Source organism: Streptomyces sp. NPDC055013, from assembly GCF_053608645.1.
The window spans coordinates 18,965-42,566 of sequence record NZ_JBSGVW010000023.1; the positions used below are offsets into that span (position 1 = coordinate 18,965).

16 protein-coding genes and 1 pseudogene are annotated in these 23,602 nt (G+C 70.9%); 8 read left to right on the forward strand and 9 right to left on the reverse strand.

Annotated elements, in window-relative coordinates:
• Positions 1–487: 487 nt before the first annotated feature.
• Complete coding sequence (locus tag ACWGDB_RS25750) at positions 488–670, reverse strand: DUF6104 family protein (protein WP_003997970.1); 183 nt, start codon at positions 668–670, stop codon at positions 488–490.
• Between the two features lie 126 nt (positions 671–796).
• Between ACWGDB_RS25750 and ACWGDB_RS25755 the strand changes: the two genes are divergently transcribed.
• On the forward strand, positions 797–1,795 hold the full coding sequence (locus ACWGDB_RS25755; RefSeq protein ID WP_453824578.1) for a hypothetical protein: 999 nt from the start codon (positions 797–799) through the stop codon (positions 1,793–1,795).
• A 16-nt stretch (positions 1,796–1,811) separates the two neighbouring features.
• Here the strand turns inward: ACWGDB_RS25755 and ACWGDB_RS25760 are convergent, their stop codons facing one another.
• From ACWGDB_RS25760 to ACWGDB_RS25785, 6 genes are all read right to left on the reverse strand, one after another.
• A complete protein-coding gene (locus tag ACWGDB_RS25760; RefSeq protein WP_453824579.1) occupies positions 1,812–4,742 on the reverse strand; it encodes an NB-ARC domain-containing protein in 2,931 nt (976 codons plus the stop codon).
• Positions 4,739–5,071, reverse strand: coding sequence for a CU044_2847 family protein (locus ACWGDB_RS25765; protein ID WP_383602801.1), 333 nt, complete (start codon positions 5,069–5,071; stop codon positions 4,739–4,741). The genes ACWGDB_RS25760 and ACWGDB_RS25765 overlap by 4 nt, the downstream gene beginning before the upstream one ends.
• Before the next feature lie 179 nt (positions 5,072–5,250).
• Positions 5,251–9,057, reverse strand: a complete 3,807-nt coding sequence (locus ACWGDB_RS25770) for a multifunctional oxoglutarate decarboxylase/oxoglutarate dehydrogenase thiamine pyrophosphate-binding subunit/dihydrolipoyllysine-residue succinyltransferase subunit (RefSeq protein WP_453824580.1) — start codon at positions 9,055–9,057, stop codon at positions 5,251–5,253.
• A gap of 291 nt (positions 9,058–9,348) precedes the next feature.
• Complete coding sequence (locus ACWGDB_RS25775; RefSeq protein ID WP_383602795.1) at positions 9,349–10,455, reverse strand: sensor histidine kinase; 1,107 nt, start codon at positions 10,453–10,455, stop codon at positions 9,349–9,351.
• Positions 10,452–11,189, reverse strand: a complete 738-nt coding sequence (locus ACWGDB_RS25780; protein WP_030956984.1) for a response regulator transcription factor — start codon at positions 11,187–11,189, stop codon at positions 10,452–10,454. Before ACWGDB_RS25780 ends, ACWGDB_RS25775 begins: the two co-directional genes overlap by 4 nt.
• 132 nt (positions 11,190–11,321) lie before the next feature.
• Positions 11,322–11,999: a spermidine synthase gene (locus ACWGDB_RS25785; RefSeq protein WP_453824581.1), complete on the reverse strand. Its 678-nt coding sequence runs from the start codon at positions 11,997–11,999 to the stop codon at positions 11,322–11,324.
• A gap of 148 nt (positions 12,000–12,147) precedes the next feature.
• On the opposite strand from ACWGDB_RS25785, the pseudogene ACWGDB_RS25790 reads away from it, so the two are divergent.
• Positions 12,148–12,945, forward strand: a pseudogene (locus ACWGDB_RS25790) (rhomboid-like protein); the annotation flags it as partial.
• Between the two features lie 308 nt (positions 12,946–13,253).
• The gene (gene lon, locus ACWGDB_RS25795) at positions 13,254–15,668 is read left to right on the forward strand and encodes an endopeptidase La (RefSeq protein WP_453824582.1); all 2,415 of its coding nucleotides are present in this window, start codon (positions 13,254–13,256) and stop codon (positions 15,666–15,668) included.
• An 85-nt stretch (positions 15,669–15,753) separates the two neighbouring features.
• Here the strand turns inward: lon and ACWGDB_RS25800 are convergent, their stop codons facing one another.
• Positions 15,754–16,611, reverse strand: coding sequence for a lysozyme (locus ACWGDB_RS25800; protein WP_453824583.1), 858 nt, complete (start codon positions 16,609–16,611; stop codon positions 15,754–15,756).
• A gap of 239 nt (positions 16,612–16,850) precedes the next feature.
• On the opposite strand from ACWGDB_RS25800, the gene ACWGDB_RS25805 reads away from it, so the two are divergent.
• Positions 16,851–17,363 (forward strand): MarR family winged helix-turn-helix transcriptional regulator, encoded by a 513-nt coding sequence (locus tag ACWGDB_RS25805; protein WP_427839960.1) that lies wholly within the window; start codon positions 16,851–16,853, stop codon positions 17,361–17,363.
• 690 nt (positions 17,364–18,053) lie between these two features.
• Here the strand turns inward: ACWGDB_RS25805 and ACWGDB_RS25810 are convergent.
• Positions 18,054–18,842 (reverse strand): protein phosphatase 2C domain-containing protein, encoded by a 789-nt coding sequence (locus tag ACWGDB_RS25810; RefSeq protein ID WP_453824584.1) that lies wholly within the window; start codon positions 18,840–18,842, stop codon positions 18,054–18,056.
• 406 nt (positions 18,843–19,248) lie between these two features.
• On the opposite strand from ACWGDB_RS25810, the gene ACWGDB_RS25815 reads away from it, so the two are divergent.
• From ACWGDB_RS25815 to ACWGDB_RS25830, 4 genes are read left to right on the forward strand one after another with little or no spacing between them, the layout of a single operon-like run.
• Positions 19,249–22,065 carry a sensor histidine kinase gene (locus tag ACWGDB_RS25815; RefSeq protein ID WP_453824585.1) on the forward strand — a complete coding sequence of 939 codons (2,817 nt, stop codon included), beginning with the start codon at positions 19,249–19,251 and terminating at the stop codon, positions 22,063–22,065.
• Entirely contained in the window at positions 22,062–22,565 is a 504-nt protein-coding gene (locus ACWGDB_RS25820) for a roadblock/LC7 domain-containing protein (RefSeq protein WP_453824586.1), read from the forward strand. The genes ACWGDB_RS25815 and ACWGDB_RS25820 overlap by 4 nt, the downstream gene beginning before the upstream one ends.
• On the forward strand, positions 22,562–22,981 hold the full coding sequence (locus ACWGDB_RS25825; protein ID WP_363035412.1) for a DUF742 domain-containing protein: 420 nt from the start codon (positions 22,562–22,564) through the stop codon (positions 22,979–22,981). The genes ACWGDB_RS25820 and ACWGDB_RS25825 overlap by 4 nt, the downstream gene beginning before the upstream one ends.
• Positions 22,962–23,600: a GTP-binding protein gene (locus ACWGDB_RS25830; protein WP_369273376.1), complete on the forward strand. Its 639-nt coding sequence runs from the start codon at positions 22,962–22,964 to the stop codon at positions 23,598–23,600. Before ACWGDB_RS25825 ends, ACWGDB_RS25830 begins: the two co-directional genes overlap by 20 nt.
• Positions 23,601–23,602: the final 2 nt, after the last annotated feature.

Consider the following 23,602-nt stretch of genomic DNA (forward strand, 5'->3'; position numbering starts at 1 on the left):
TCTGGGTCGCCGGGCCGGGTTGGGGTTTGCGGCGGTGGTGCGGGGCTCGCGCGGGGTGGCTTGTCGGCGGATGGATCGGGGAGGGTGACGCTGGCCGGGTGGGGGCCGGGTTGGGGTTTGCGGCAGTCGTGCGGGGTCCGCGCGGGGCGCCTCGTCGGCGGCTCGATCGAGGAGGGTGACGCCGGTCCGGCCGCAGGGAGGAGGCGCGTCCACGGTCGTCGGGCGAGGTCCGCACGGTGATGGTTCGGCGGGAGCGCTGCTGGAGGAGGGCCCCGGCGGTGGTGCGGCCACTGGGCTGAGGGCTCTCCGATGCCGGCGGCGTCGCTGTCCGCCGGCGGTACTGCCGCATGCCCCGGCTCCGCCACAGGTGCCCGCTCGGGAGGCCGTACGAAGGGCGCCCCGCGTCGAGGCGAAGGCATCCGCCGGGGATGTCCTGCGAGAACGGACCCCTCACGCCCAGAGGGCCGCCCGACCCCCTGCGCGTCGCCTAGACGTCGTCGTCCTCGTCGTCCAGCCGGGCCAGCCACGTCGCCAGGCGCTCCACCGGTACCTCGAAGTCGGGGTTCAGGTCGACGAAGGTGCGCAGCTGCTCGGCCAGCCACTCGAAGGTGATCTCCTCCTCGCCGCGCCGCTTCTCCAGTTCTTCGATGCCTCGGTCGGTGAAGTACATGCAGTGAGGATATGTCGTGCCCGACACGCGTGCGTGCCGGGCCGGTGCCGCCAGTGCCGGGCCGCCCTCCGGCCCGTGGAACACTGGGCGGCGAGAGGTTGTCTATCCATACGGAGACGGATCTTCATGGGCGCGCACTTCGACCAAGTACCCCTTGTCGGAACGGGGCTTGATCCGGCCGGGGACATCGACGGCTGGCTGGCCTCCGCGCCGGTGCACGCCCTGGTCGAGGCATTCTCCAGCACCGAGCAGGATCATGAACTGGCCCGCGATCTGGCCGCCGAGAAGGGCGATGTCGCCGAGCGCCTGGCGCGGCTCGACGCGTTCACCGACCGGTGGGACACCCGCCGTGGCCGGGAGCGCAACCTGGCCGACGAGCTGCCGATGAGCTTGGACCAGGAGGAACTGGTGCTGGCGGCGGCTGAGGCGCTCGGCATGCACGGCGGCACCCGGCTCCGCTACGACCGCTACGACCACGTCCTCATGCTCGGCGGCCTCATCCGCGCCTGCCTGGTGCGCACCGCGTACGCCGCTCATCTGCTGCAGACCGGACGGGTGAGTGCCGGCTCGGTCACCGCCCTCGGTGGCCACCGTCCCTTCGTGGGCGACGAGTTCGAGCTTGCCGCCCAGGCGGGGGCACCCGAACTCGAAGAGGAGTACGAGGCGATGGACTTCGGGACGCGTCGTGCCTTCGGGCTCGGTGCGCCGGAGTCCGTGGAGGGTGAGGAGTCCGACCTGCCCGGCGGAACCTGGGGCGTGCGCCGGTACCGGACGCCCGACGGGATGCCTGTCCAGGTCGTGGCCGCGCCGTCCAGCGAGCCGGAGCGGCGGCGTGCGGACACACCGGACAGCTACGCCTTCTTCGCCAAGCAGATCGCCGCGCTGCAGCCCGGGGAGCGGCTGCTGCTGGTGACCACGGCCATCTATGTGCCGGCACAGCACGCCGCCGCCGTGCGGATGCTCAAGCTGCCGTACGGGGTGGAGGTGGACACCGTCGGGAACGAGCCGGGAGTGCTGGCGGGGATGGCCGCGCAGCAGTTCAGCGCCACCAAGTATCTGCTCGAGGTGCGGTCGACCGTGCGGTCGCTGGCCAGGCTTGTGGATGCCCTGCGCCAGACACCCTGAGCTTGGACACCCTCCGCTAGATGGCGTCCGCCGTCAGGACGGCGAGGCACTCGGCCTCGGCCGCCCTGGCCTGCTTCGCGCCCTTCTCGCTCGCCAGCTCGCCGTAGAGCCTCAGTGCCTCGCGGGCCTGGACGAGGGCCTCCTCAGCACGACCCCGACCCAGCAGGGCCCCCGACAGCAGCAGGTGCGCCCGGGCCTGGCCGAACCGGGCCTGCGCGGGCTCGTAGTACGCGAGTGCCTCCCGCAGCTGCTGCTCCGCCGACTCGTGGTCGCCCTGTCTGCTCCGTAGGTCGGCGCCGACGAGCAGCGCATCCGGGTAGGCGAAGCTGCGAGTGCGGTGCAGGAGTTCGAGTGCACGTCTGTGGATGGCCACGGCGTCGTCGACGTGGCCCAGGAGTCCCAGTACCGACGCGCGGTTGTTGATCGCGTGGGCGAGACCGCGGATGTCGCCGGCCGCCTCGAAGAGCTCCTCGGCGAGGCTCAGCAAGGGAAGGGCGTCTTCGTACGAGCTGTCCTGGAGGCGAAGGACGACCCCGGTCAGGTTGAGGCAACGCGCCTCTCCCAGGGAGTAGTCCAGTTCTTGGAACAGCGACCCGGCAGTGATCAGATTCGGCAGGGCGCGAGCGTACTCGCCGCGCAACCGCCAGATCATCCCCAGCGTGTAATTGGCCTCGGCCATCCCGAACTCGTCCTCCAGCGAGGTGAATTCGGACAACGCCCGCTCGCAGTCGGCCACGGCACCGGCTCGGTCACCGAGGTTCTCCCGGACGTAGCCGCTCCGGGTGAGCATGTCCGCCGCCGCGGTCCTGTCACCCGCTCCCGCGTAGTGGTCGTGGGCCGCCCGCAGCGCCTCGCGCGCCGCATCCTGCTGTCCCGCCACCCGGTAGGCCTCACCCAGCAGTGCGTTCAGATCCGCCACGGCTCTCGGGTCCCGCCCACGCGCGGCCGTCAGCCCCGTCTCGTACGCCTTGATGGCCACGTCCGTCTCGGATGCCAGGGACAGGAAGTGGCCGATGGCCCGGGGAATGCGCCATTGATACGAGGTCTGCCCGAATTCCTCGGCGAGGTCGGCACAGCGCAGCAGGTTCTCCCGCTCGGCCCGGAACCAGGCCAGCGCTGCCTTCCGGTCGGAGACGTCGGGGAGGTGGGCATGCTCGCGGTCGGGACTGTCGGCGACCGGCCGGGCCGGAATCAGCGTGCGCTGCGCCGCCAGCGCCACTGCCAGGTAGAAGTCCAGCAGCCGCCCCGCCACCTCCCGATGCCGTTCCCACCCCCGCTCGTCGGCGGCCAGCCGCTCCCGTGCGAACTCCCGCAGCAGGTCGTGCATGTGCAGCCGCCCGCCCTCGTCGCCGACCAGGCTCTCCGTGACCAGGACGTCGATCGCGTCCTCGGCCGCCACCGGGTCGTCCACCAGCGCCGCCGCGGCCCGCATGCTCACACTCCCCGGCGGATGGAGCCCCAGCCGACGGAACAACTCCCGCTCACGGTCACCCAGATAACCGTACGACGTGCTGAACGCGGCGTGGATGGACAGATGCCCGGCGCGCAGGCCCTTCAGCCGGTCCGTCTCCTTGGCCATCTCGTCCCGGATCCGGGCGAGCGGGTAACGTCGCTGCCGCCCGGCCGCCAGTGACGCCTTGACCCGGATCGCCAGCGGCAGAAAGCCGCACAGCCGGACGATGTCCCGCACCGCCTCCGGATCCGTGGCGGCCCGCGGCTCGCCGACAATGGCCGTGAACAGCCGTACGGACGTCTCCTCGTCGAACTCCTCCAGCGCCAACGGCACCGCCCCCTCCACACCCAGCTCGTCCAGTCTGCGACGACTGGTGACCAGGACCAGGGAGCCGGGGTGTTCGGGGAGGAGTTCGGTGATCTGCCGGTACGAGTCGGCGTTGTCCAGGACGACGATCAGGCGACGGCGGCGCATGACGTCGCGCCACATCCGGCCAAGGCGTGCGGTGTCGTTGAGGTTCTGCGGCTTGCCCAAGGTGGCCTGCAGTACCGCCAGGAGGGCGTGTTCGGTCGACAGCGGGCGGTGCTCGGCGCCCGCCTTGTGGGCCTCCAGGTCCAGCAACAGCTGCCCGTCCGGGTAGTCCGGCGCGAGCTTGTGGGCGAGGTGGACGGCCAGCTTCGTCTTGCCGAGTCCGCCCATGCCGGCGATGGAGTGGATCGCCGGGCCCACCGTGTTCTCTCTGATCTGCTCGATCAGTTCGGCGATCTCGCGGGCGCGGCCGGTGAAGTCCCGGATGTCGGCGGGCAACTCGTAGGAGGTGCCGAGACCGTCCCACTCCGACTCGGCACTCCGCTGCTGGGGAATCGCGGCGGCCGTCAGTGCCTCCCGCACCAGCGGCAGCCGCTCCGCGACGAGTCCGACCGGCAGCACCCAGGACATCCGCTCGGCCGGTAACGCCAGGACGACGATGCCGTACACCTTGCTGCCATCCGCGTCGCAGACCCCGCCGCCGCTGAAGCCCTGCTGGATCTCGACACCGCTGCCGTGGCGGTCGTTGAGCTGGACCCAGCCCGTGGTCATCGTCTCGCCGATCACAGTGGCGGAGGCGTGCACGCCGGCGGCGAGGTCACGGTGTCTGGGGTAGCCGTAGGCCCAGACCGTGTCACCGCGTCGCCAGTCCGTGTTCAGCGGAGCCGGTGCCGCGTCGGTCGGCGCGGCGGCGGTCAGGCGCAGTACCGCCGCGTCGCCCTCCTGGCGCTCACCGACGGGCCACCAGCCGCCCTCGGCGACGGTGGCCGATAACGGGGCCGGGGACGCCGTGCCGAGGAACTCGACCAGTACCTGTCCGTCCGGCGCGTCGAGAGGGCCCAGGCGCAGAGCTTCGGTGACCACGTGGGCGCAGGTGAGGACCAGGTTCTGCCCGAGATGGACGCCCGCACCGCAGATCGTGCCGTCGGTGGCGGAGATGCGGACCGACCACCTCTTGAAGCTCACGCCGACGGGTCCCTCTTCTCCCAGCCCAGCTTGACGACGATATGCCCCTCGACCCCCGCCTTGGTCAGCACCGCGCCCGCGCTCGCGTTCAGCTTCACGCCGAACTCCAGCTCCACCGTGGTGGGCTGGGCCGCCTGGAAGGTGCGCAGGGTGGCTTCGGCGGCCTGTCTGATGGGGGCCAGGGCCTCCTCCAGGGACACGGAGGCCTCGCGCATACGGTCGCCGACGCGGGAGGCGCGGACCATGCCGGGCTCGTCGTCCTCGACCTCCACGACCAGTCGCGCGGAACCGTCCTCGTCGTCCATGGCGATCCGCAGCAGCTCGGCCATTCGTTCCCCCGTGGGTCACAACCCGCCTTGCTGACGGGTCGGTTCAGCGTGTCCGCCCCTCAATCTAGTCGCACGGCAGGCGAGTTGACCGTAAACGCCGGAAGGCCCGGCCCCGAGTCACATGGACTCGGAGCCGGGCCTTCCGATCGGACCCGTGCAGAGGGCCGGGCCTCCGGGGCTCAGGCCTCGAACACCTCACGCACCAGCTGCTCCTGCTCGGCCTGGTGCCGCTTGGCGGAACCGACGGCCGGGGACGAGCCGTGCGGACGCGAGATGCGGCGCAGGCGCTCGCCGTGCGGGACGTCGGCGCCGACCGCGAGGTCCAGGTGGTCGATCAGGTTGAGCGCGATGAACGGCCACGCACCCTGGTTCGCCGGCTCCTCCTGGGCCCACAGGTACTTCTCGGCGTTCGGGTACTTGGCGATCTCGGCCTGGAGCTCGGTACCCGGCAGCGGGTACAGGCGCTCGATGCGGATGATCGCCGTGTCCGTGACGCCGCGCTTCTTCCGCTCGGCCTCGATGTCGTAGTAGACCTTGCCGGCGCAGAAGACGACCTTCTTGACCGCGGCCGGGTCGACCGACGCGTCGCCGATGACCGGCTTGAACTGCCCGGTCGTGAACTCCTCCGCCTTGGAGGCGGCGGCCTTCAGACGCAGCATCGACTTCGGGGTGAAGACGACCAGCGGCTTGTGGTGCGGGTTGTGCGACTGCCACCGCAGGAGGTGGAAGTAGTTCGACGGGGACGTCGGCATCGCGACCGTCATGTTGTTCTGCGCGCACAGCTGGAGGAAGCGCTCCGGGCGGGCGGACGAGTGGTCCGGGCCCTGGCCCTCGTAGCCGTGGGGGAGGAGCAGAACCACGCCGGACGTCTGCGCCCACTTCTGCTCCGCCGACGAGATGAACTCGTCCACGACCGTCTGGGCGCCGTTGACGAAGTCGCCGAACTGGGCCTCCCACATGACGAGCGCGTCCGGGCGGGCCAGCGAGTAGCCGTACTCGAAGCCCATGGCCGCGTACTCGGACAGCAGGGAGTTGTAGACGTTCAGCCGCGCCTGGTCCTCGGAGAGGTACTGCAGCGGTGTGTACTCCTCGCCCGTCTCGCGGTCGATGATCACCGCGTGACGCTGGCCGAAGGTACCGCGCTGCGAGTCCTGGCCGGCCAGCCGGACCGGGACGCCGTCCAGCAGGAGGGAGCCGACCGCGAGGGTCTCGCCCATGCCCCAGTCGATGGTGCCGTCCTCGACCATCGACGCCCGGCGCTGCAGCTGCGGCAGCAGACGCGGGTGGACGGTGATGTGGTCGGGGATGTTGACCTGGGACTCGGCGATCCGCTTGACGGTCTCCGTGGTGATCGCCGTGTTGACGGCCACCGGGAACTCGGCCTGCGGGTCGGAGGGCTCAGCGACGGCCGGCTGCGAGGTGGCCTCGCGGACCTCCGTGAAGACCTTCTCCAGCTGGCCCTGGTAGTCCTGCAGGGCCTGCTCGGCCTCTTCCAGGGTGATGTCGCCGCGACCGATGAGGGACTCGGTGTAGAGCTTGCGCACCGAGCGCTTCTTGTCGATCAGGTCGTACATCAGCGGCTGGGTGAAGGCCGGGTTGTCCGACTCGTTGTGACCGCGGCGGCGGTAGCAGATGAGGTCGATCACGACGTCCTTGTTGAACGCCTGGCGGAACTCGAAGGCCAGGCGGGCAACGCGGACGACCGCCTCGGGGTCGTCGCCGTTGACGTGGAAGATCGGGGCCTCGATCATCCGGGCCACGTCGGTCGAGTACATGGAGGAGCGCGAGGACTCGGGCGCCGCCGTGAAGCCGACCTGGTTGTTGATGACGATGTGGACCGTGCCGCCGGTGCGGTAGCCGCGCAGCTGCGACATGTTGAGCGTCTCGGCCACGACGCCCTGGCCCGCGAAGGCCGCGTCACCGTGCAGGGCGACGGGCAGGACGGTGAAGTCCGTGCCGCCCTTGTTGATGATGTCCTGCTTGGCGCGCGCGACGCCTTCCAGGACCGGGTCGACCGCCTCGAGGTGGGAGGGGTTGGCGGTGAGCGAGACCTTGATCTGCTCGCCGTCCAGGCCCGTGAAGGTGCCCTCGGCGCCCAGGTGGTACTTCACGTCGCCGGAGCCGTGCATCGACTTCGGGTCGAGGTTGCCCTCGAACTCGCGGAAGATCTGCGCGTACGACTTGCCGACGATGTTCGCGAGCACGTTCAGCCGGCCGCGGTGGGCCATGCCGATGACGACCTCGTCCAGCCGCGACTCGGCGGCCGAGTCGAGGACCGCGTCCAGCAGCGGGATGACGGACTCGCCGCCCTCCAGGCTGAAGCGCTTCTGGCCGACGTACTTCGTCTGCAGGAAGGTCTCGAAGGCCTCCGCCGCGTTCAGCCGGCGCAGGATGCGCAGCTGCTCCTCGCGCTCCGGCTTGGTGTGCGGGCGCTCGATGCGGTCCTGGATCCACTTGCGCTGCTTGGGGTCCTGGATGTGCATGAACTCGATGCCGGTGGTGCGGCAGTACGAGTCGCGCAGCACGCCGAGGATGTCGCGCAGCTTCATCAGGGACTTGCCGGAGAAGCCGCCGACCGCGAACTCGCGCTCCAGGTCCCAGAGCGTGAGGCCGTGCTCGGTGATGTCCAGGTCGGGGTGCTTGCGCTGCTGGTACTCCAGCGGGTCGGTGTCGGCCATGACGTGGCCGCGGACCCGGTAGGAGTGAATCAGCTCGAAGACGCGGGCGGCCTTCGTGACGTCGTCGTCGTGGCTGGCGTCGATGTCCTTGAGCCAGCGGACCGGCTCGTAGGGGATGCGCAGCGACTCGAAGATCTCGTCGTAGAAGCTGTTCTCGCCGAGCAGCAGGTTCGCGACCTGGCGGAGGAACTCGCCGGAGGCGGCGCCCTGGATGACCCGGTGGTCGTAGGTCGACGTGAGCGTCATGACCTTCGAGATGCCGAGCTTGTTCAGGGTGTCCTGGGAGGTGCCCTGGAACTCCGCCGGGTAGTCCATGGAGCCGACGCCCATGATCACCGACTGGCCGGGCATCAGACGCGGCACGGAGTGGACCGTGCCGAGGCCGCCCGGGTTGGTCAGGGAGACCGTGACGCCGGAGAAGTCGTCCATCGTCAGCTTGCCGTCGCGGGCGCGGCGGACGATGTCCTCGTAGGCCTGCCAGAACTCGAAGAAGTTCAGCGTCTCGGCCTTCTTGATCGCCGCGACGACCAGCTGGCGGTCGCCGTTCGGCTTGACCAGGTCGATGGCGAGGCCGAGGTTGACGTGCGCCGGCTTGATCAGCGTCGGCTTGCCGTCCTTCTCGCCGAACGCGTAGTTCATCGACGGCATGGCCTTGATGGCCTGCACCATCGCGTAGCCGATCAGGTGCGTGAAGGAGATCTTCCCGCCCCGGGCGCGCTTCAGGTGGTTGTTGATGACGATGCGGTTGTCGAAGAGCAGCTTCACCGGGACCGCGCGGACCGAGGTGGCGGTCGGCAGCTCCAGCGAGGCGTTCATGTTCTTCGCGACCGCGGCGGACGGGCCGCGCAGCGTCACGTATTCGGGACCGTCGGGCGCAGTGGCGGCGGGCTCGGCCTTCTTCGGCTGAGCGGGCTTCGCGGCCGGGGCGGGCGCGGCAGGCTTCGACGCAGCCGGAGCCGGGGCCGCAGCGGCGGGCGCGGCGGCAGCGGGCTTCGGGGCCGCGGGGGCCGGCGCGGGGACCGACGGGGCGGCCGGAGCCGGGGCGGCGGGGGCCGCCGGAGCCGTGCTGGTGGTTCCCGCGGCCCCCGCGGCCGCGGTACCCGCCGGAGCCGAGGCGGCAGGCGCTCCCGGCTTGTAGTCGGCGAAGAAGTCCCACCAGGCACGGTCTACCGAATTCGGGTCCTGGAGGTACTGCTGATAGATCTCGTCGACGAGCCACTCGTTCGGCCCGAACGCGGCCGCGGGGTTCTTGCCCGCTTGGTCGGTGTCGGTCGAGATGCTCGAGTTACTGGGGGACTGTGGCGACACGGCGGCAACCGCCCTCTTCCGCTTCACAAGGTGATGGACAGCGGGAATAAAGGCTACGCCTCCATGGCCGAGAAGGTCAGGCTGAGCAAGGTCATCGTCGTGTAAGTCACATCGGAAAGCGTGTTTCGGGCCTGGAAATGGCGGGAAACAAGCGAGGTTCCGCTTCGGGTGACCGCACAGGGGACGACGAGATCCCGACCTGGCGCGCCGAAAGCGCAGGTCCGTACCTGATCACACGTGTCCGTCAGGCAGGACGCACGTGGATCTTGTTGCTCCGCTTCGAACTTTACGTCAACTTGGTACGGAAGGCTGCCCGGGAAGTGTGACAAGAATCCGGCAACCCCGCTCGGATTCGGCCACCCCGATCCGGCCGCCGTGCAGATCGACGGCCCAGCGTGCGATCGCCAGACCCAGACCCGTACCGCCGTCGCTGCCCGGCCCGTGCGGCCGGCGGACGGCGCCGCGGTTGAAGCGCTCGAAGACCTTGTGCCAGTCCGCTTTCGGAATCCCCGGCCCCTCGTCCAGGACCTCCAGCACCAGCGACTCCGGCTGCACCCCGCGCCGCGCCTTGACCGTCACGCGGCCGTGCGGCGGGCTGTGCTTGATCGCGTTGTCGATGAGGTTGGCGACGACCTGGTGGATGCGCTCGGGGTCGGCGTGCGCCGTCAGCTCCGGCGGGGAGACGTCGAGGTGCAGATGGACGTCCGTACGGGTGTGGCTGCCGGAGCCGGACGCCATGCCCCCGCGCGCGGAGGACACCATGTTGGCCTCCTTCAGCACGCCGGACAGGTACGGCCACACCTCGAAGCGCCGCATGTGCAGCGGTACGACGCCGTTGTCCAGGCGGGACAGGTCCAGAAGCGTCTCCACGAGCCGGCCGAGCCGCTCGGTCTGCTTCAGCGCGGTGCGCATGGTCTCGGGGTCGGCCTCGGCGATGCCGTCGACCACGTTCTCCAGGACGGCCCGCAGGCCCGCGATCGGGGTGCGCAGCTCGTGCGAGACGTTCGCCACCAGCTCCTTGCGCTGCTGGTCCTGAGCCTCCAGCTCGTCGGCCATGAGGTTGATCGTCCCGGCCAGGTCGCCCAGCTCGTCGCGGCGGTTCTCACGCACCCGGCGGGTGTAGTCGCCGTGCGAGATGGACCGGGCCACCGTGTTCATCTCGTCCAGCGGCGCGGTGAGCGAATGGGCCACGAACTGCGTAATGAGCAGTGTGGCGATCATCGAGAAGACCGTGATGAAGCGCAGCTCCGTCTGCGTGCGCACCGCGATCATCGACAGGCCGGTGGTGATCAGCACCGCGATGATGACCAGCGCGCCCAGCTTGGTCTTGATCGAGAACGGACGTACGCCGCCCCAGGGCTCCCCGGGGCCTCTCCGCGCGGCCGGTCCGTCGCTCATGGCGTCGGCGTCTCCAGGGCGTAGCCCACGCCGTGCACCGTACGGATCCGCTCGGCGCCGATCTTCCGGCGCAGCGCCTTGATGTGGCTGTCGACCGTGCGGGTGCCGGAGGCGTCCGCCCAGTCCCACACCTCGGCGAGCAGCTGCTCGCGAGAGAGCACCGCGCGCGGGGTGTTCGCCAGGCACACCAGGAGGTCGAACTCGGTGGGCGTGAGGTGAACATCCTCACTGCGCACCCGCACCCGCCGCTGCGCGTGGTCGATCTCCAGCTCACCGAGCCGCAGGATGCCCGACCGCGGGGTCGTGGCGGCCAGCGCGGCCCGCTCGACGCGGCGCAGCAGCACATGCACGCGTGCCGCCAGCTCCCGCATGGAGAACGGCTTGGTCATGTAGTCGTCGGCGCCCACGCCGAGCCCGACCAGCATGTCGGTCTCGTCGTCCCGGGCGGTCAGCATCATCACCGGCACCGGCCGCTGGGCCTGCACCCGGCGGCAGACTTCCAGACCGTCGAAGCCCGGCAGCATGATGTCGAGGATCAGCAGGTCGGGCTGCCACGCCTCGGCCGTGTCGACCGCCGCCGGACCGTCGCCGGCCGTCTGTACGAGGAATCCCTCGGCACGCAGGCGGGCCGCGATGGCGTCCACGATGGTCGGATCGTCCTCGACCACGAGGACCCGGCGCTGCGCGCCCGGGGTCGCCGCCGTGCCGTTGTGGGAGGTGTGTGTCTGCTCCATCGCCCGCCCCAAAGTTGCTTTCCGGAATCCGTGGGGTGATCCCGCTGACTGGCTATGCCTGCTCATGCTTGCGATTGACGCTTGAATGATCCGCGTCAGGTGAGCAGAGTACGGGGAGTCACCGCGCCACGGCTATCCAGGTCGTACGGCGAGGTGTACGACGTCCGGAACGCCCCGGGCAACGGGGATCTCTTCGGTACGCACCTGTTGGAATCCGGCATTACGCAAGGTTTCTTCGAATTCCGGAGATGGCCGGGCGGACCATACGGCAAGCACCCCGCCGGGCCTCAACGCCCCTGCGCAGCCTGCCAGTCCGGCCGGTGAGTAGAGGCTGTCGTTGCCCTCGGTGACAGTCCAACCGGGCCCGTTGTCGATGTCGAGGCACAGGGCGTCATACGTGGCGGAAGTCTCATGTACGTGCGCCACGAGATCCGTTTCCAGAATCCCGGTGCGCGGATCGTCCAGGGCGCGGGCCGAGAAGTGCGACAAGGGTCCGTCAAGATGCCAGCCGATAATCGCGCTCTCGCGCTCCACGACGGTGATCCGTCCCGGGCGGGGATCGGCGGCGGCATGTGCGAGCGAGAACCCCACTCCGAGCCCGCCGATCAGCAGATGGGGCTCCGGCCGGCCGTCCAGCGCGCCGAGTGCCGCGTCGACGAGCAGCCGTTCCGAGCGGCCGTCGGAGGTGTCCATCAGGAAGCAGCCGTTCGCGATGATCTGGAGCAGCTCACCGTGCCGCCGCAGCACGACCTCCCCGTGCGGGCCCTCGCGACGGTCCAGGACTTCGGGGATGTCGTACGAAGTGGGCATCGGGCCATCCTGGCAGGCCCGCGGGTGGGCTGAACGCTTTCCGGGGCCTTGTTGAGAGGTTGCTGAGAATCGGCCTCGTTGTGGCGCCGGTCACAGACGGGGGTGGGGTGCGGGCGAAGGGTGGGGGAAACGGAAGGGGCGCCTCACCTTGGAACGGACTGCGGCCGGGGGCGTGCCGGGCTCGGCTCCCGTGCCCGGTGCGGCGGGCCTGCCCGAGGTTGGCGAGCTGCTGGACGGGATGCCGCGGCAGCGCGGACCACTGGGCGCGACGGCGACGACCGCGCCGAGCCCCTCTGAAGCCTCCGCGTCCCTGCCCCGCCATGCCCGCCCCTGGCGTCTGCTCCCCACACCCACCGGCACACCGTTCACCTTCGCCTACGCCGCCGTACTGGCCGGCACCTCGCTCGTCACCACGTATGCCGACCCCGCCCTCGTCCACGCCCTGCACCAGGGCTCCAGCACCGACGTGGCGCACCTCGTGGGCACGCCCGTGACGGTGCTGCTCGCCAGCGCGCTGTGGATCGCGGGCGGGTTCGTGGCGCCGTACACGCTTGCCTTCCTGTTGGTGCTCACCGCGCTGGAGCGACGGATCGGCGGCATGCGCACGGCCGTCGTCTTCCTGACCGGGCACGTCCTGGCCACCCTCGCCACCGAGGTCCCGGTGGGGCTCGCCGTACTGGTCGGCCACCTTCCCGACAGCTCGCTGCACCGTCTCGACTACGGCGTCAGCTTCGGCGTCGCCACGGGCGTCGGCGCGCTGAGCGGGCTGCTGCAGCCGTGGCTGCGGTGGCCGGTGCCGGCGCTGTTCGGCGGGATGCTGATCCAGGACCTCGTCGATCTCACGGACCCGCTGACCAATTGGGGCCATCTGATCGCCCTGGCCATCGGGATCGCGATGTGGCCGGTCGTGCGCGGGTGGTACCCGGCGGAGCCGGCCGGCCTCGGGCGGCCTCACGCGCGGTTCGCCACCGGCGCGCGGTGGACACCCCGGCCCCGCCGCCCGGCCGGGTTCGCCCAGCCCCGGCGTCATGAGCCGGTCCGGCTCGGCGCCGCGCATGCCGAGCGCACACAGGCCGCTGACGAGGCCGGAGACGGTGCGGGAAGGATCAGGCCCCGGTCACCGTTCACCTACAGAAGTCGAGGTCACGGCCAGTGGCGTAACTGATCGCTCACAGCGAACGGAGGCCGGGGAACATTCGAAGCGTCCCGTGCATTGAGTCGGCATAACTCAACTTGACTGCCGAAGGGGAGATCATGGCTTCGACGTCCACATCGCTCACCCTGCCCGTGCTGCCGCTCGACGACGAGGTGGTGCTGCCCGGAATGGTGGTCCCGCTGGACCTGAACGACGCCGACGTGCGCGCCGCGGTGGAGGCCGCTCAGGCCGCCGCGAGGTCACAGCCAGGGAAGCCACGGGTGCTCCTGGTGCCACGCATCGACGGGACGTACGCGAGCACCGGTGTGCTCGGCACCGTCGAGCAGGTCGGCCGGCTGGCCGACGGCGACCCGGGCGCCCTGATCCGCGGTCGCGGCCGTGTGAAGATCGGCGCCGGGACGACCGGACCGGGTGCGGCACTGTGGGTCGAGGGGACCCGCCTCGACGAGACCGTGCCCGAGCCGCTGCCCGGACAGGTCACCGACCTGGTGAAGGAGTACAAGGCCCTCGCCACCGCCTGGCTGCGCAAGCGCGGCGCCTGGCAGGTCGTCGACCGCGTCCAGGCCATCGACGACGTCTCCGCCCTCGCCGACAACTCCGGTTACTCGCCCTTCCTGAGCACCGAGCAGAAGGTGGAGCTCCTGGAGACCGCCGACCCGGTCGCCCGCCTCAAGCTCGCCACTCAGCAACTGCGCGACCACCTCGCCGAGCAGGACGTCGCCGAGACCATCGCCAAGGACGTCCAGGAGGGCGTCGACAAGCAGCAGCGCGAGTTCCTGCTCCGGCGTCAGCTGGAGGCCGTACGCAAGGAACTGCGTGAGATCAACGGCGAGCAGGACGGCGAGGAGTCCGACGACTACCGCGCCCGCGTAGAGGCCGCCGACCTCCCCGAGAACGTCCGCGAGGCCGCGCTCAAGGAGGTCGACAAGCTGGAGCGCTCCTCCGACCAGTCGCCCGAGGGGTCGTGGATCCGGACCTGGCTCGACACCGTGCTCGAACTGCCGTGGAACGAGCGGACCGAGGACGCGTACGACATCCAGGGGGCCCAGGCGATCCTGGACGCCGAGCACGCCGGTCTGGAGGACGTGAAGGAGCGCATCACCGAGTACCTCGCGGTGCGCAAGCGCCGTACCGACCGCGGCCTGGGTGTCGTCGGCGGCCGGCGTGGCGGTGCCGTGCTGGCGCTGGTCGGCCCGCCCGGCGTCGGAAAGACCTCACTCGGCGAATCCGTCGCGCACGCCATGGGCCGCAAGTTCGTCCGCGTCGCCCTCGGCGGCGTACGGGACGAGGCGGAGATCCGCGGTCACCGGCGTACGTACGTCGGCGCGCTGCCCGGCCGGATCGTGCGGGCCATCAAGGAGGCCGGGTCGATGAACCCGGTGGTGCTGCTGGACGAGATCGACAAGGTGGGGTCCGACTTCCGGGGCGACCCGGCGGCCGCCCTGCTGGAGGTCCTGGACCCGGCCCAGAACCACACCTTCCGCGACCACTACCTGGAAGTGGAACTGGACCTGTCGGACGTGGTCTTCCTCGCCACCGCCAACGTCCTGGAGGCCATCCCGGAGGCCCTGCTCGACCGTATGGAGCTGGTCCGCCTCGACGGCTACACCGAGGACGAGAAGATCGTCATCGCGCGTGACCACCTGCTCCCGCGCCAGCTGGAGCGGGCGGGCCTGAACAAGGACGAGGTCGCCATCGACGAGGGCGCCCTGCGCAAGCTCGCCGGCGAGTACACGCGCGAGGCGGGCGTCCGCACCCTGGAGCGGTCCATCGCGAGGCTGCTGCGCAAGGTGGCGGCACAGCATGAACTGGGCGAGCGGGAGTTGCCGTTCACCGTCGAGGACGGCGACCTGCGCGGCCTGATCGGCCGGCCGCATCACGTACCCGAGTCCGCCCAGGACCCGGCGGAGCGCCGTACGGCCGTGCCGGGCGTGGCGACCGGGCTGGCGGTGACGGGCGCGGGCGGTGACGTCCTGTTCGTCGAGGCGTCGCTGGCCGACCCGGAGACGGGCGCGGCGGGTCTGACGCTGACCGGCCAGCTGGGTGACGTGATGAAGGAGAGTGCACAGATCGCCCTGTCCTTCCTCCGCTCGCGCGGCGCGGAACTGGAGCTACCGGTCGCCGACCTCAAGGACCGGGGCGTGCACATCCACTTCCCGGCGGGCGCGGTCCCCAAGGACGGCCCGAGCGCCGGCATCACGATGACGACGGCGCTGGCATCGCTCCTGTCCGGCCGGCTGGTCCGCACGGACGTGGCGATGACCGGCGAGGTCTCGCTGACGGGCCGGGTGCTGCCGATCGGCGGCGTGAAGCAGAAGCTGCTGGCGGCACACCGCGCCGGGGTCAGCACGGTGATCATCCCCAAGCGCAACGAGGCCGACCTGGACGACGTCCCGGCCGAGGTGCTGGACAAGCTCGACGTCCACGCCGTGACCGACGTCCGCCAGGTCCTGGAACTGGCGCTGTCGCCGGCCACCAACGGCGCGGCGCCGGAGGTTCCGATCGCGGCGTGACGGACGCGACCGGATGGGCAAGGCCCGGGTTCCCGTGCGGGAGTCCCGGGCCTTCGCCGCAGGCGGTTGCGGATGTGGGTGTGAGTCAGCCGTTCGCCAGGGCCTGGAGCCTGTCCAGCGCTCCGTTGAACCTGTTGTGGTCGCCGACGGTCGGCCCGGAGGACGTGTACTGCCACATCGTGTAGTAGCTCCAGCCGGCCGGGAGTTCACCCACGGCGGCGGCGTACCGCGCGATCCACAGCGGATTGGCGGAGGCGAAGCCGCTGTGGTTGCCGGTGCACTGCTTCCACCAACTGGTGGCCGTGTAGATGACGGGGTCGCGGCCGGTGCGGGCCTTGTACCGGGTCACGAAGTCGCGGATCCAGGTGACCATCGCGGCCGGGGTCTTGCCGTAGCAGGCGTCGCCGTACGGGTTCCACTCGATGTCGAGGGCGCCCGGCAGGGTCCTGCCGTCGCGGGACCAGCCGCCGCCGTGGTCGACGAAGTAGTTGGCCTGGGTTGCTCCATCGGTGGTGTCCGGGGTGGCGAAGTGGTACGCGCCGCGGATCATGCCGACGTTGTAGGAGCCGTTGTACTGCTGGGCGAAGTAGGGGTTGGTGTAGTAGGTCCCCTCGGTGGCCTTCACGTAGGCCCACTTGACCCCGCTGTTCCACAGCGTCGGCCAGGCGACGTCGCCCTGGTGACTGGAGACGTCGACGCCTTCGGTCTGGGTGGCCAGGACATCGGCGGGGAGGCTCTCCTCGCCGTCGTGGGCCAGGACACCCATGCCCATGTGGGCAGAGCCGCGGGGCGGGGTGTCGTCAGTGGTGGCGGGGGGCGGGGTGTCGTAGGCGGTGCCGGCAGAGGGGTGAGCGGCGAGGAGTAGGGAGAGGACGGCGGCGAGCAGGAGCCCGGCGAGGTGCGGGCGCCGGCGGCGGAGCGGTTCGGGTCTGTGCACGGGCATTAGCGTGCCTCCGAAGGCTCGGTGACGCTCGGTGGGGAAACGCGCGTGTATGTGGCGTGCGCATGCCAATAGTGGTCCGGTTCGCGGCCCCGGCACAGCCGCTCGGCGCGCAGAAGAGCAGGTGGAAGGGGGTCCGGAGGCTGCCGTTGGTCCACGCCTGCGAAATACTGGCGGAGCTGCGGCAATCACGGCGGTCGGCGGAAACTTTCAGGACCGGGAAACTCGAGGCAGGGGCTGACGTGCACGAAGACGGAAACGGCGACGGGCCGCGAGTGGAACCCGGGGGCGCCTCCGCCGGAGGAGTGGCCGGTGGCGGTCCGGGCCGGCCCGAGTTCCTCGATCTGGAACGCGAGTTGACGGTGCTGTTCCGGCGCGCCCGGGCCAAGCAGGGCGAGATGGCCCGCGAGGTCCATCCGGACCTGGAGTCGGCGGCGTACGGCCTGTTGGTCCGTCTGGATGAGTCCGGGCGGCTGCGGGCCACCGAACTCGCCGCGTACATCGGTGTCGGCAAGGCCACCATGTCCCGCCAGCTGCGCGCCCTGGAGGACCTCGGCCTGGTCGCCCGCGAGCCGGACCCCGCCGACGGGCGGGCATGGCTGGTGCACCTCACGGAGGAGGGGCGTGGCCGGGTCGCCAAGGTGCGCGAGGCACGGCGGGAGCGTTATGTCGCGCAGCTCTCCCACTGGGACCGGCGTGAGGTCGCGGAGCTGGCGCGGTTGCTGAACCAGCTGAACCGGGGGATGGAGAAGTAGACCCCGCGGAGCGTCGGGCTCCGCCGTTCTCGCCCCCCCCGCGAGCCCGTCGCCCACGCCCCACGCGTCTGCCGCTGGCGGCTCGGCGTGCCTGTCGCTCACGCCTTCACGCGTCCGGCTGCTCGCGGCTCGGAGTGTCCGTCGCTCATGCCCGTCGTTTCCAACGCTCTCGCCCCCGCGTGGCCGTTGCTCTCGCCCCCGCGTGGCCGTTGCTCTCGCCCCCGCGTGGCCGTTGCTCTCGCCCCCGCGTGGCTGCCGCTCATGGCTCGGCGTGTCCGTTGCGCTCGCCCCCTGGGGCGGACTCTCACCGGCGCCCTGAGTCTGACGCTCCCGCCGTCGGGTGGCTGTCGTTCATGGCTGCGCGAGCCCGTCGCTCTGGCCTCTGCGTGGCTGTCGTTCATGGCTGCGCGAGCCCGTCGCTCTGGCCTCTGCGTGGCTGTCGTTCATGGCGTCCCGAGTCCGCCGCTCTCGCTTCTGCGTGGCTGTCGTTCATGGCTGCGCGAGCCCGTCGCTCCCGGCCCCGGGCCCGGCGCCCTCACCCCCGCGTCTCCGCCGCTTACGCCCCCCGAGCCCGGCCCCCTCACCCCCGCGTCTCCGCGCTCACGCCCCCCGGAGCCCGCCGCCCTCACCCCGCGTCTCCGACACTCACGCCCCCGGAGCCCGCCGCTCACGGCTCAACGCGTCCGTCGCTCACCACTGCACGTACACGACCGTCGCGTCGTCGTGCGTCTTGCTGCGCCCGAGGAACGCTCGCTCCTCCGCGTCGGCCCGCTCCAGTGCCCGTACCCGGTCCACCAGCCCCTGTGCCCCCTCCTTGCGTACGTAGGTGAAGCAGTCTGCCCAGTCGCCCTGCCGGAACTTCTCCACCCAGCGAGTCGCCCCGTCCGTCAGCGCGGCCAGCGCCCGCACCTCGCCGCGTGGCAGGACCCCCGTCACCGCCCGCGCCGCCACCGACGGATCGGCGGCGACCGTGAAGAAGCCGCCCTCCTTGTTGCGGACATGGGCGTCGATCAGGGCGTCCGTGGCCAGGGAGGCGCGGGGGAGGCGGGTCAGGCGGTCGTCCAGGTACGGGGTGATCGCGCCGTCGGCCGACTCCACCAGGAGGGCCGAGTCGGACAGGATCAGGTACTCCAGCGCGTCCGCCGACCAGCGGGCCAGGACCACCGTGGCCTGTGGGGTGCGCGGGTGAGAAAGGTCACAGGTTTGCGCGTGAACCTCGGCGGTACGCGCGATTGCACGGGCCAGGACATCGGCGAGCGGAACATCAGGGAGTGAAACGGTCAGTTCGGTCAGGGCTCCGCCGAGCCGTGCGGTGAACCAGGGGACGGAATGCAGACAGCCCGTCTCGCCCCTCGGTGGGGTCACTCCGTCCAGGACCACCAGGACGCCGCCCTGTCCCGAGGCGGGAAGGCCGACACTCGCGAAGTCCTCGTTGGGGCGGGCCGGATCGCCGGGCTCCGAAACAAGCTCAGTTCGCATCCGGCCAGTCTGCACGAGCCCTTCACAAGGGTCACCAAGGGGTCGCAGGAGATGCTGAATGGGCGCAGCCGCGCAGGTCAGGCGTCTGATTTGGGAGGGAATGGAGCGCTCCGGCAAGACGTGGCGGCGAATACTGCCACCGCCTGCCCCAGACGTCCAACCGGCCCGCCGTACAAGGCGGGTGCAAGCGCCAGAGGAACTTGCCCGCCAACTCTCCTCCGGGGTTCACTCCTTCGGGTGGCGGGTCAGGTGATGCGCGGCCGTTGCCCACCGGCACTGGGAGGGTCGGGGACCGGTGAGGACACCCCCAGCTCGAGCAATGTCGAGAGCTTGGGGAAGGGGTGCACGCGAGGTCGGCGGTAGTTGACGGAGCGTCATCCGGACCCATGGGTATCACGAGTCAGGAATGCGAGCACCGGTGCAGAAGATGCGGCCACGTCGCTCAGGCAAGAAGACGGCCTCCGCGGGGGGCGCACAGCCCACTCCCGGCACCACCACCGACGCCACACCCGCCGGCAAGGGGCGCTCGACCCACGTACGGAACCGGCTGATCGTCGCCGTCGCCGTCGTGGCCGCCGCCATCGCCGGGGCCGGCGTCCCCTCGGTCGTCGCCGCCTCCGGGCAACTGCACGACTCCCAGGAGCTGGTGACCCTCGCCGCGCAGACCGAGGACGCGCTCACTCTCGCGCACTCCCTGGCGGACGAGCGCGACGAGGTCACGACGTACGTCGCCGCCGGCCGTCCCAAGTCCAAGGCGCCCAGCGAGCAGCGCAGCGCCCGCGTCGACCGGCAGGTCGAGGAACTGCGCGCCGACCCCGACGCGCCCGCCTCCCTGCACGACGACCTCGACGGCATCGGGGCCCTGCGCAGGGGCGCGCTCACCGGCAAGAGCACCGCGCTGGAAGCGCACAACGCCTACTCGGCCACCATCACCGAACTGCACCGGCTCGCCGAGCGGCTGGCCGAACAGATGCCGCCCCGCGCGGGCTCCGGTGCCTACGCGCTGGCCGAGCTGGACTCCGCCGTGCAGCAGGCCGCCGCCACCCGGGGGCTGCTGCTCGCCGCGCTGAGCGTGCCGACCACCACCGAGACCGTCATCGACCCGGTCACCGGCGTCCCGACCACCCGCGAGACCTCCTCGGACGCCGACGCCAAACAGCGCGCCGCGCTCAGCGCCGCCGCCCAGCAGGCCCGCCTGCGCTCCGACGCCGCCGTCGCCGACTTCCGCGACTCCGCCCCGAAGACCGCACGCTCCTCGTACGACTCCACGGTCACCGGCCCCGAGATCGGCACCGCCGAGCGGTACCTCGCCGCCCTCACCGACCAGGCCACGCTGTCCGACCGCGACCTGGCCACCGACGCCGGACGCGTCGAGGCCGCCCTCTCCGCCCGCGTCGACATGATGCGCGGCGTCGAGTCGGCCCTCTACGACCGCCGCACCAAGGCCCTGGAGCAGCTGCGCGACGACGACGTCACCGCGCTGGAGATCCGGATCGCGATCCTCGGCGCCCTGATGCTGCTCGCCGTGGGCGTCGCCACGGGCATGGCCCGCAGCCTCACCCGGCCCCTCGCCGTGCTGCGCCTGGGCTCCGCCCGGCTCGCGCACGCCGAGGACCCGGCGGCTCAGGAGCCGGTCAAGTTCACCGGGCGCAGGGACGAGTTCGCCCAGGTCGTCGACTCCGTCAACGCCCTGCACGCGCACGCCCTCGCCCTCCACGAGCGCATCGGCACCCTGGAATCCGACCGCAAGCACCTCGTCGGGCAGCGCCAGAAGATGGCCGACGCCCGCGAGGAGCTGCGTACCGAACTCGCCGAGTCCGCCGCCCAGCTGGACCGACTGCGCGACAGCATCGGCAGCACCTTCGTCAACCTGGCCCTGCGCACCCTGGGCCTCGTCGAGCGCCAGCTCGCCGTCATCGAGGGCCTGGAGGAGCGCGAGCAGGACCCCGAGCGCCTCGCCACCCTGTTCAAGCTGGACCACTTCGCCACGGTCATGCGCCGGCACAGCGAGAACCTCCTCGTCCTGGCCGGCACCGAGCACGTCCAGCAGCACGCCGGACCGGTGCCGCTGGTCGACGTCGTGCGCGCGGCGGTCAGCGAGATCGAGCGGTACGAGCGGGTCCGGATCGCCGCGTTGCCGCCGCACGCGCATGTGGCGGGCTTCGCGGCCGACGACCTCTCCCACCTGCTGGCCGAGCTGATGGAGAACGCCACGTCGTTCTCCCCGCCCGACCTGCCCGTCGAGATCTCCGGCTGGCTGCTGGAGAGCGGCGAGGTGATGCTCTCCGTCCAGGACGAGGGCATCGGCATGACGGGCGAGCGCATGTCCCGCCTGAACTCCCGTCTCGCCGACTTCGACCCCGAGAACTCCTACGACCAGGAGGGCGACGAAGGCCTGGGCCTCGGCCTGTACGTCGTCGCCCGCCTCGCCCACCGCCACGGTGTCCGCGTCCAGCTGCGCGAACAGAAACAGGGCGGCGTCGCGGCGGTCGCGGTCCTGCCGGGAGGCCTGCTGGCGGCCGCCCCGCCGGCCGCGGTCCCCTCGGACACGCCGCACCACACCGGTGCCCACACCTTCTCCCTCCCGGGCGCCGACGCGGAGGCCAACTCCAACGTCCTGCCCGGCCGCGGCAAGGGCGGGGACCCGCTGGTGGCGCTGGCGGAGAGGGCGGTACGGGGAGCCGGCGACGCCGGCACGGCCGTACGGGAGACCGGGGACGCCGAGGAGCCCGTACGCCGGGCGGTGGCACCCGAGGCCGAGCGGGAGCGCGAGCATCCCGCCGAGACGACGATGGAGCTGCTGATCCCGGCGCAGGCGACGGGGGAGGAACCGCCGGCAGCGGCCGAACCGGTAGCCGTCGAACCCGCGGCCGCCGACAGCGAGGACGCCCCGCAGGGGCCACCCGCACCCGACGACGCCACCGAAGGCGAAGCCGAGGCGGTGCACGAACGCGTCCCCGACGAGGCGGATGAACCCGTCACCGACAAGGGCCTCCCCAAGCGCACTCCGAAGATCACCGCCCCCGCCCAGGCCCCGCGCCCGCGGACCGGCACGGTCGACGCCGACGCCCTCCGCAGGAGGCTGGGGGGCTTCCGCCAGGGAGCGGCGGCCGGCTACCGCGACGTACAGGCGGAGATCGCCGAACACACGGGCCAGAACCCGGCACCGAGCACGGAAACCGAAGCAGCCACGGGGGGCACAGCCGAGGAGGCAAGCAGTTGACCGCGCCCAGTACCTTCGGACTGAGCAGTGAAGCCCGCAACCTGCATTGGTTGTTGACGAATCTGGTCGAGGAGGTGCCGGGCATCCAGTCAGTCGCGGTGGTCTCCTCCGACGGGTTGCTCCTGCTCTCCTCGGACCACGCCCGCAACGAGGCTGCCCGGGAGGCCAGGACCGACCGCCCCGCCGGCCCCCGGGGCTCCTCCGCCGACCTCGCCACCATCGTCTCCGGCATCGGCAGCCTCACCATCGGTGCCGCCAAGCTGATGCAGTTCGGCGGCGTGAAGCACACGATGGTCGCGATGGACGAGGGCAGCCTGTTCGTGATGTCCATCAGCGACGGCTCGCTGCTCGGTGTGCACGGCTCCGCGGACTGCGACATGAGCGTGGTGGCCTACCACATGGCGCTCTTCGTCGGCCGGGCCGGCCATGTCCTCACCCCCGAACTCCGCAGCGAGCTACGGAAATCCCTAGATGCCGCGTCGGCAGGGAGTACCCGATGAGCAACGCCCCGAAGAACAGGCAGCAACTCCCCGTACGCGGCGGCGACCGCAAAGCCGCCCGCGTACGCCCCTACTCGCTCACCGGCGGCCGTACCCGCTTCGGCCACGTCCTCCTCGTGGAGACGTTCGTGGCGGCGCTGGAGGCCCCGCAGGAGCGCAAGGAACTGACGAACGGTTCCCTCAACACCCGGGTGATGCCGGAGTTGCGGGCCATCGTCGAACTGTGCCGCCGGATGCGCACGGTGGCCGAGATCGCCGCGCTGCTGAAGATGCCGCTCGGCGTGGTCCGGGTGCTCCTCAGCGATCTCGCGGACCAGGGAAAGATCCGGGTGTACGGCACGGGAACCGGCCACGGCACGGGCCGGCCGGACCGTGCTCTGCTGGAAAGGGTGCTGAGTGGACTCCGTCGTCTCTGACGCCGCTCGCGGTGTCTCCCCGCTCCTCGGCCAAGAGGGGCCCGAACAGCCCTGGCAGACGGATCGCACCCGGGCCCCCATAGCCACGAAGATAGTCGTGGCCGGTGGCTTCGGTGTCGGCAAGACCACGCTGGTCACCGCCGTCTCGGAGATCACGCCCCTGCAGACCGAGGCGCTGATGACCGAGGCGAGTGAGGAGACCGACGACCTCACCTCGACGCCCGGCAAGCTGACCACCACCGTGGCCATGGACTTCGGCCGCATCACGCTCGACGACGACCTGGTGCTCTACCTGTTCGGCACGCCGGGCCAGCAGCGGTTCTGGTTCATGTGGGACGACCTGGTGCGCGGCGCGATCGGTGCGGTCGTGCTGGCCGACACCCGGCGGCTGAAGGACTGCTTCCCGGCCCTGGACTACTTCGAGAGCTGCGGACTGCCGTACGTCGTCGCGGTCAACCACTTCGACGGCAGCGATCTGTTCGAGCCGGAGGACGTGCGGGAGGCATTGACGATCCCCGCGCACATACCTGTAATGATCATGGATGCGCGGCGGCGGATCTCGGTCATCGAGACCCTCCTGTCCCTCGTCGGCCACGCGCTGGACGTCACCCCCGAGTAGGA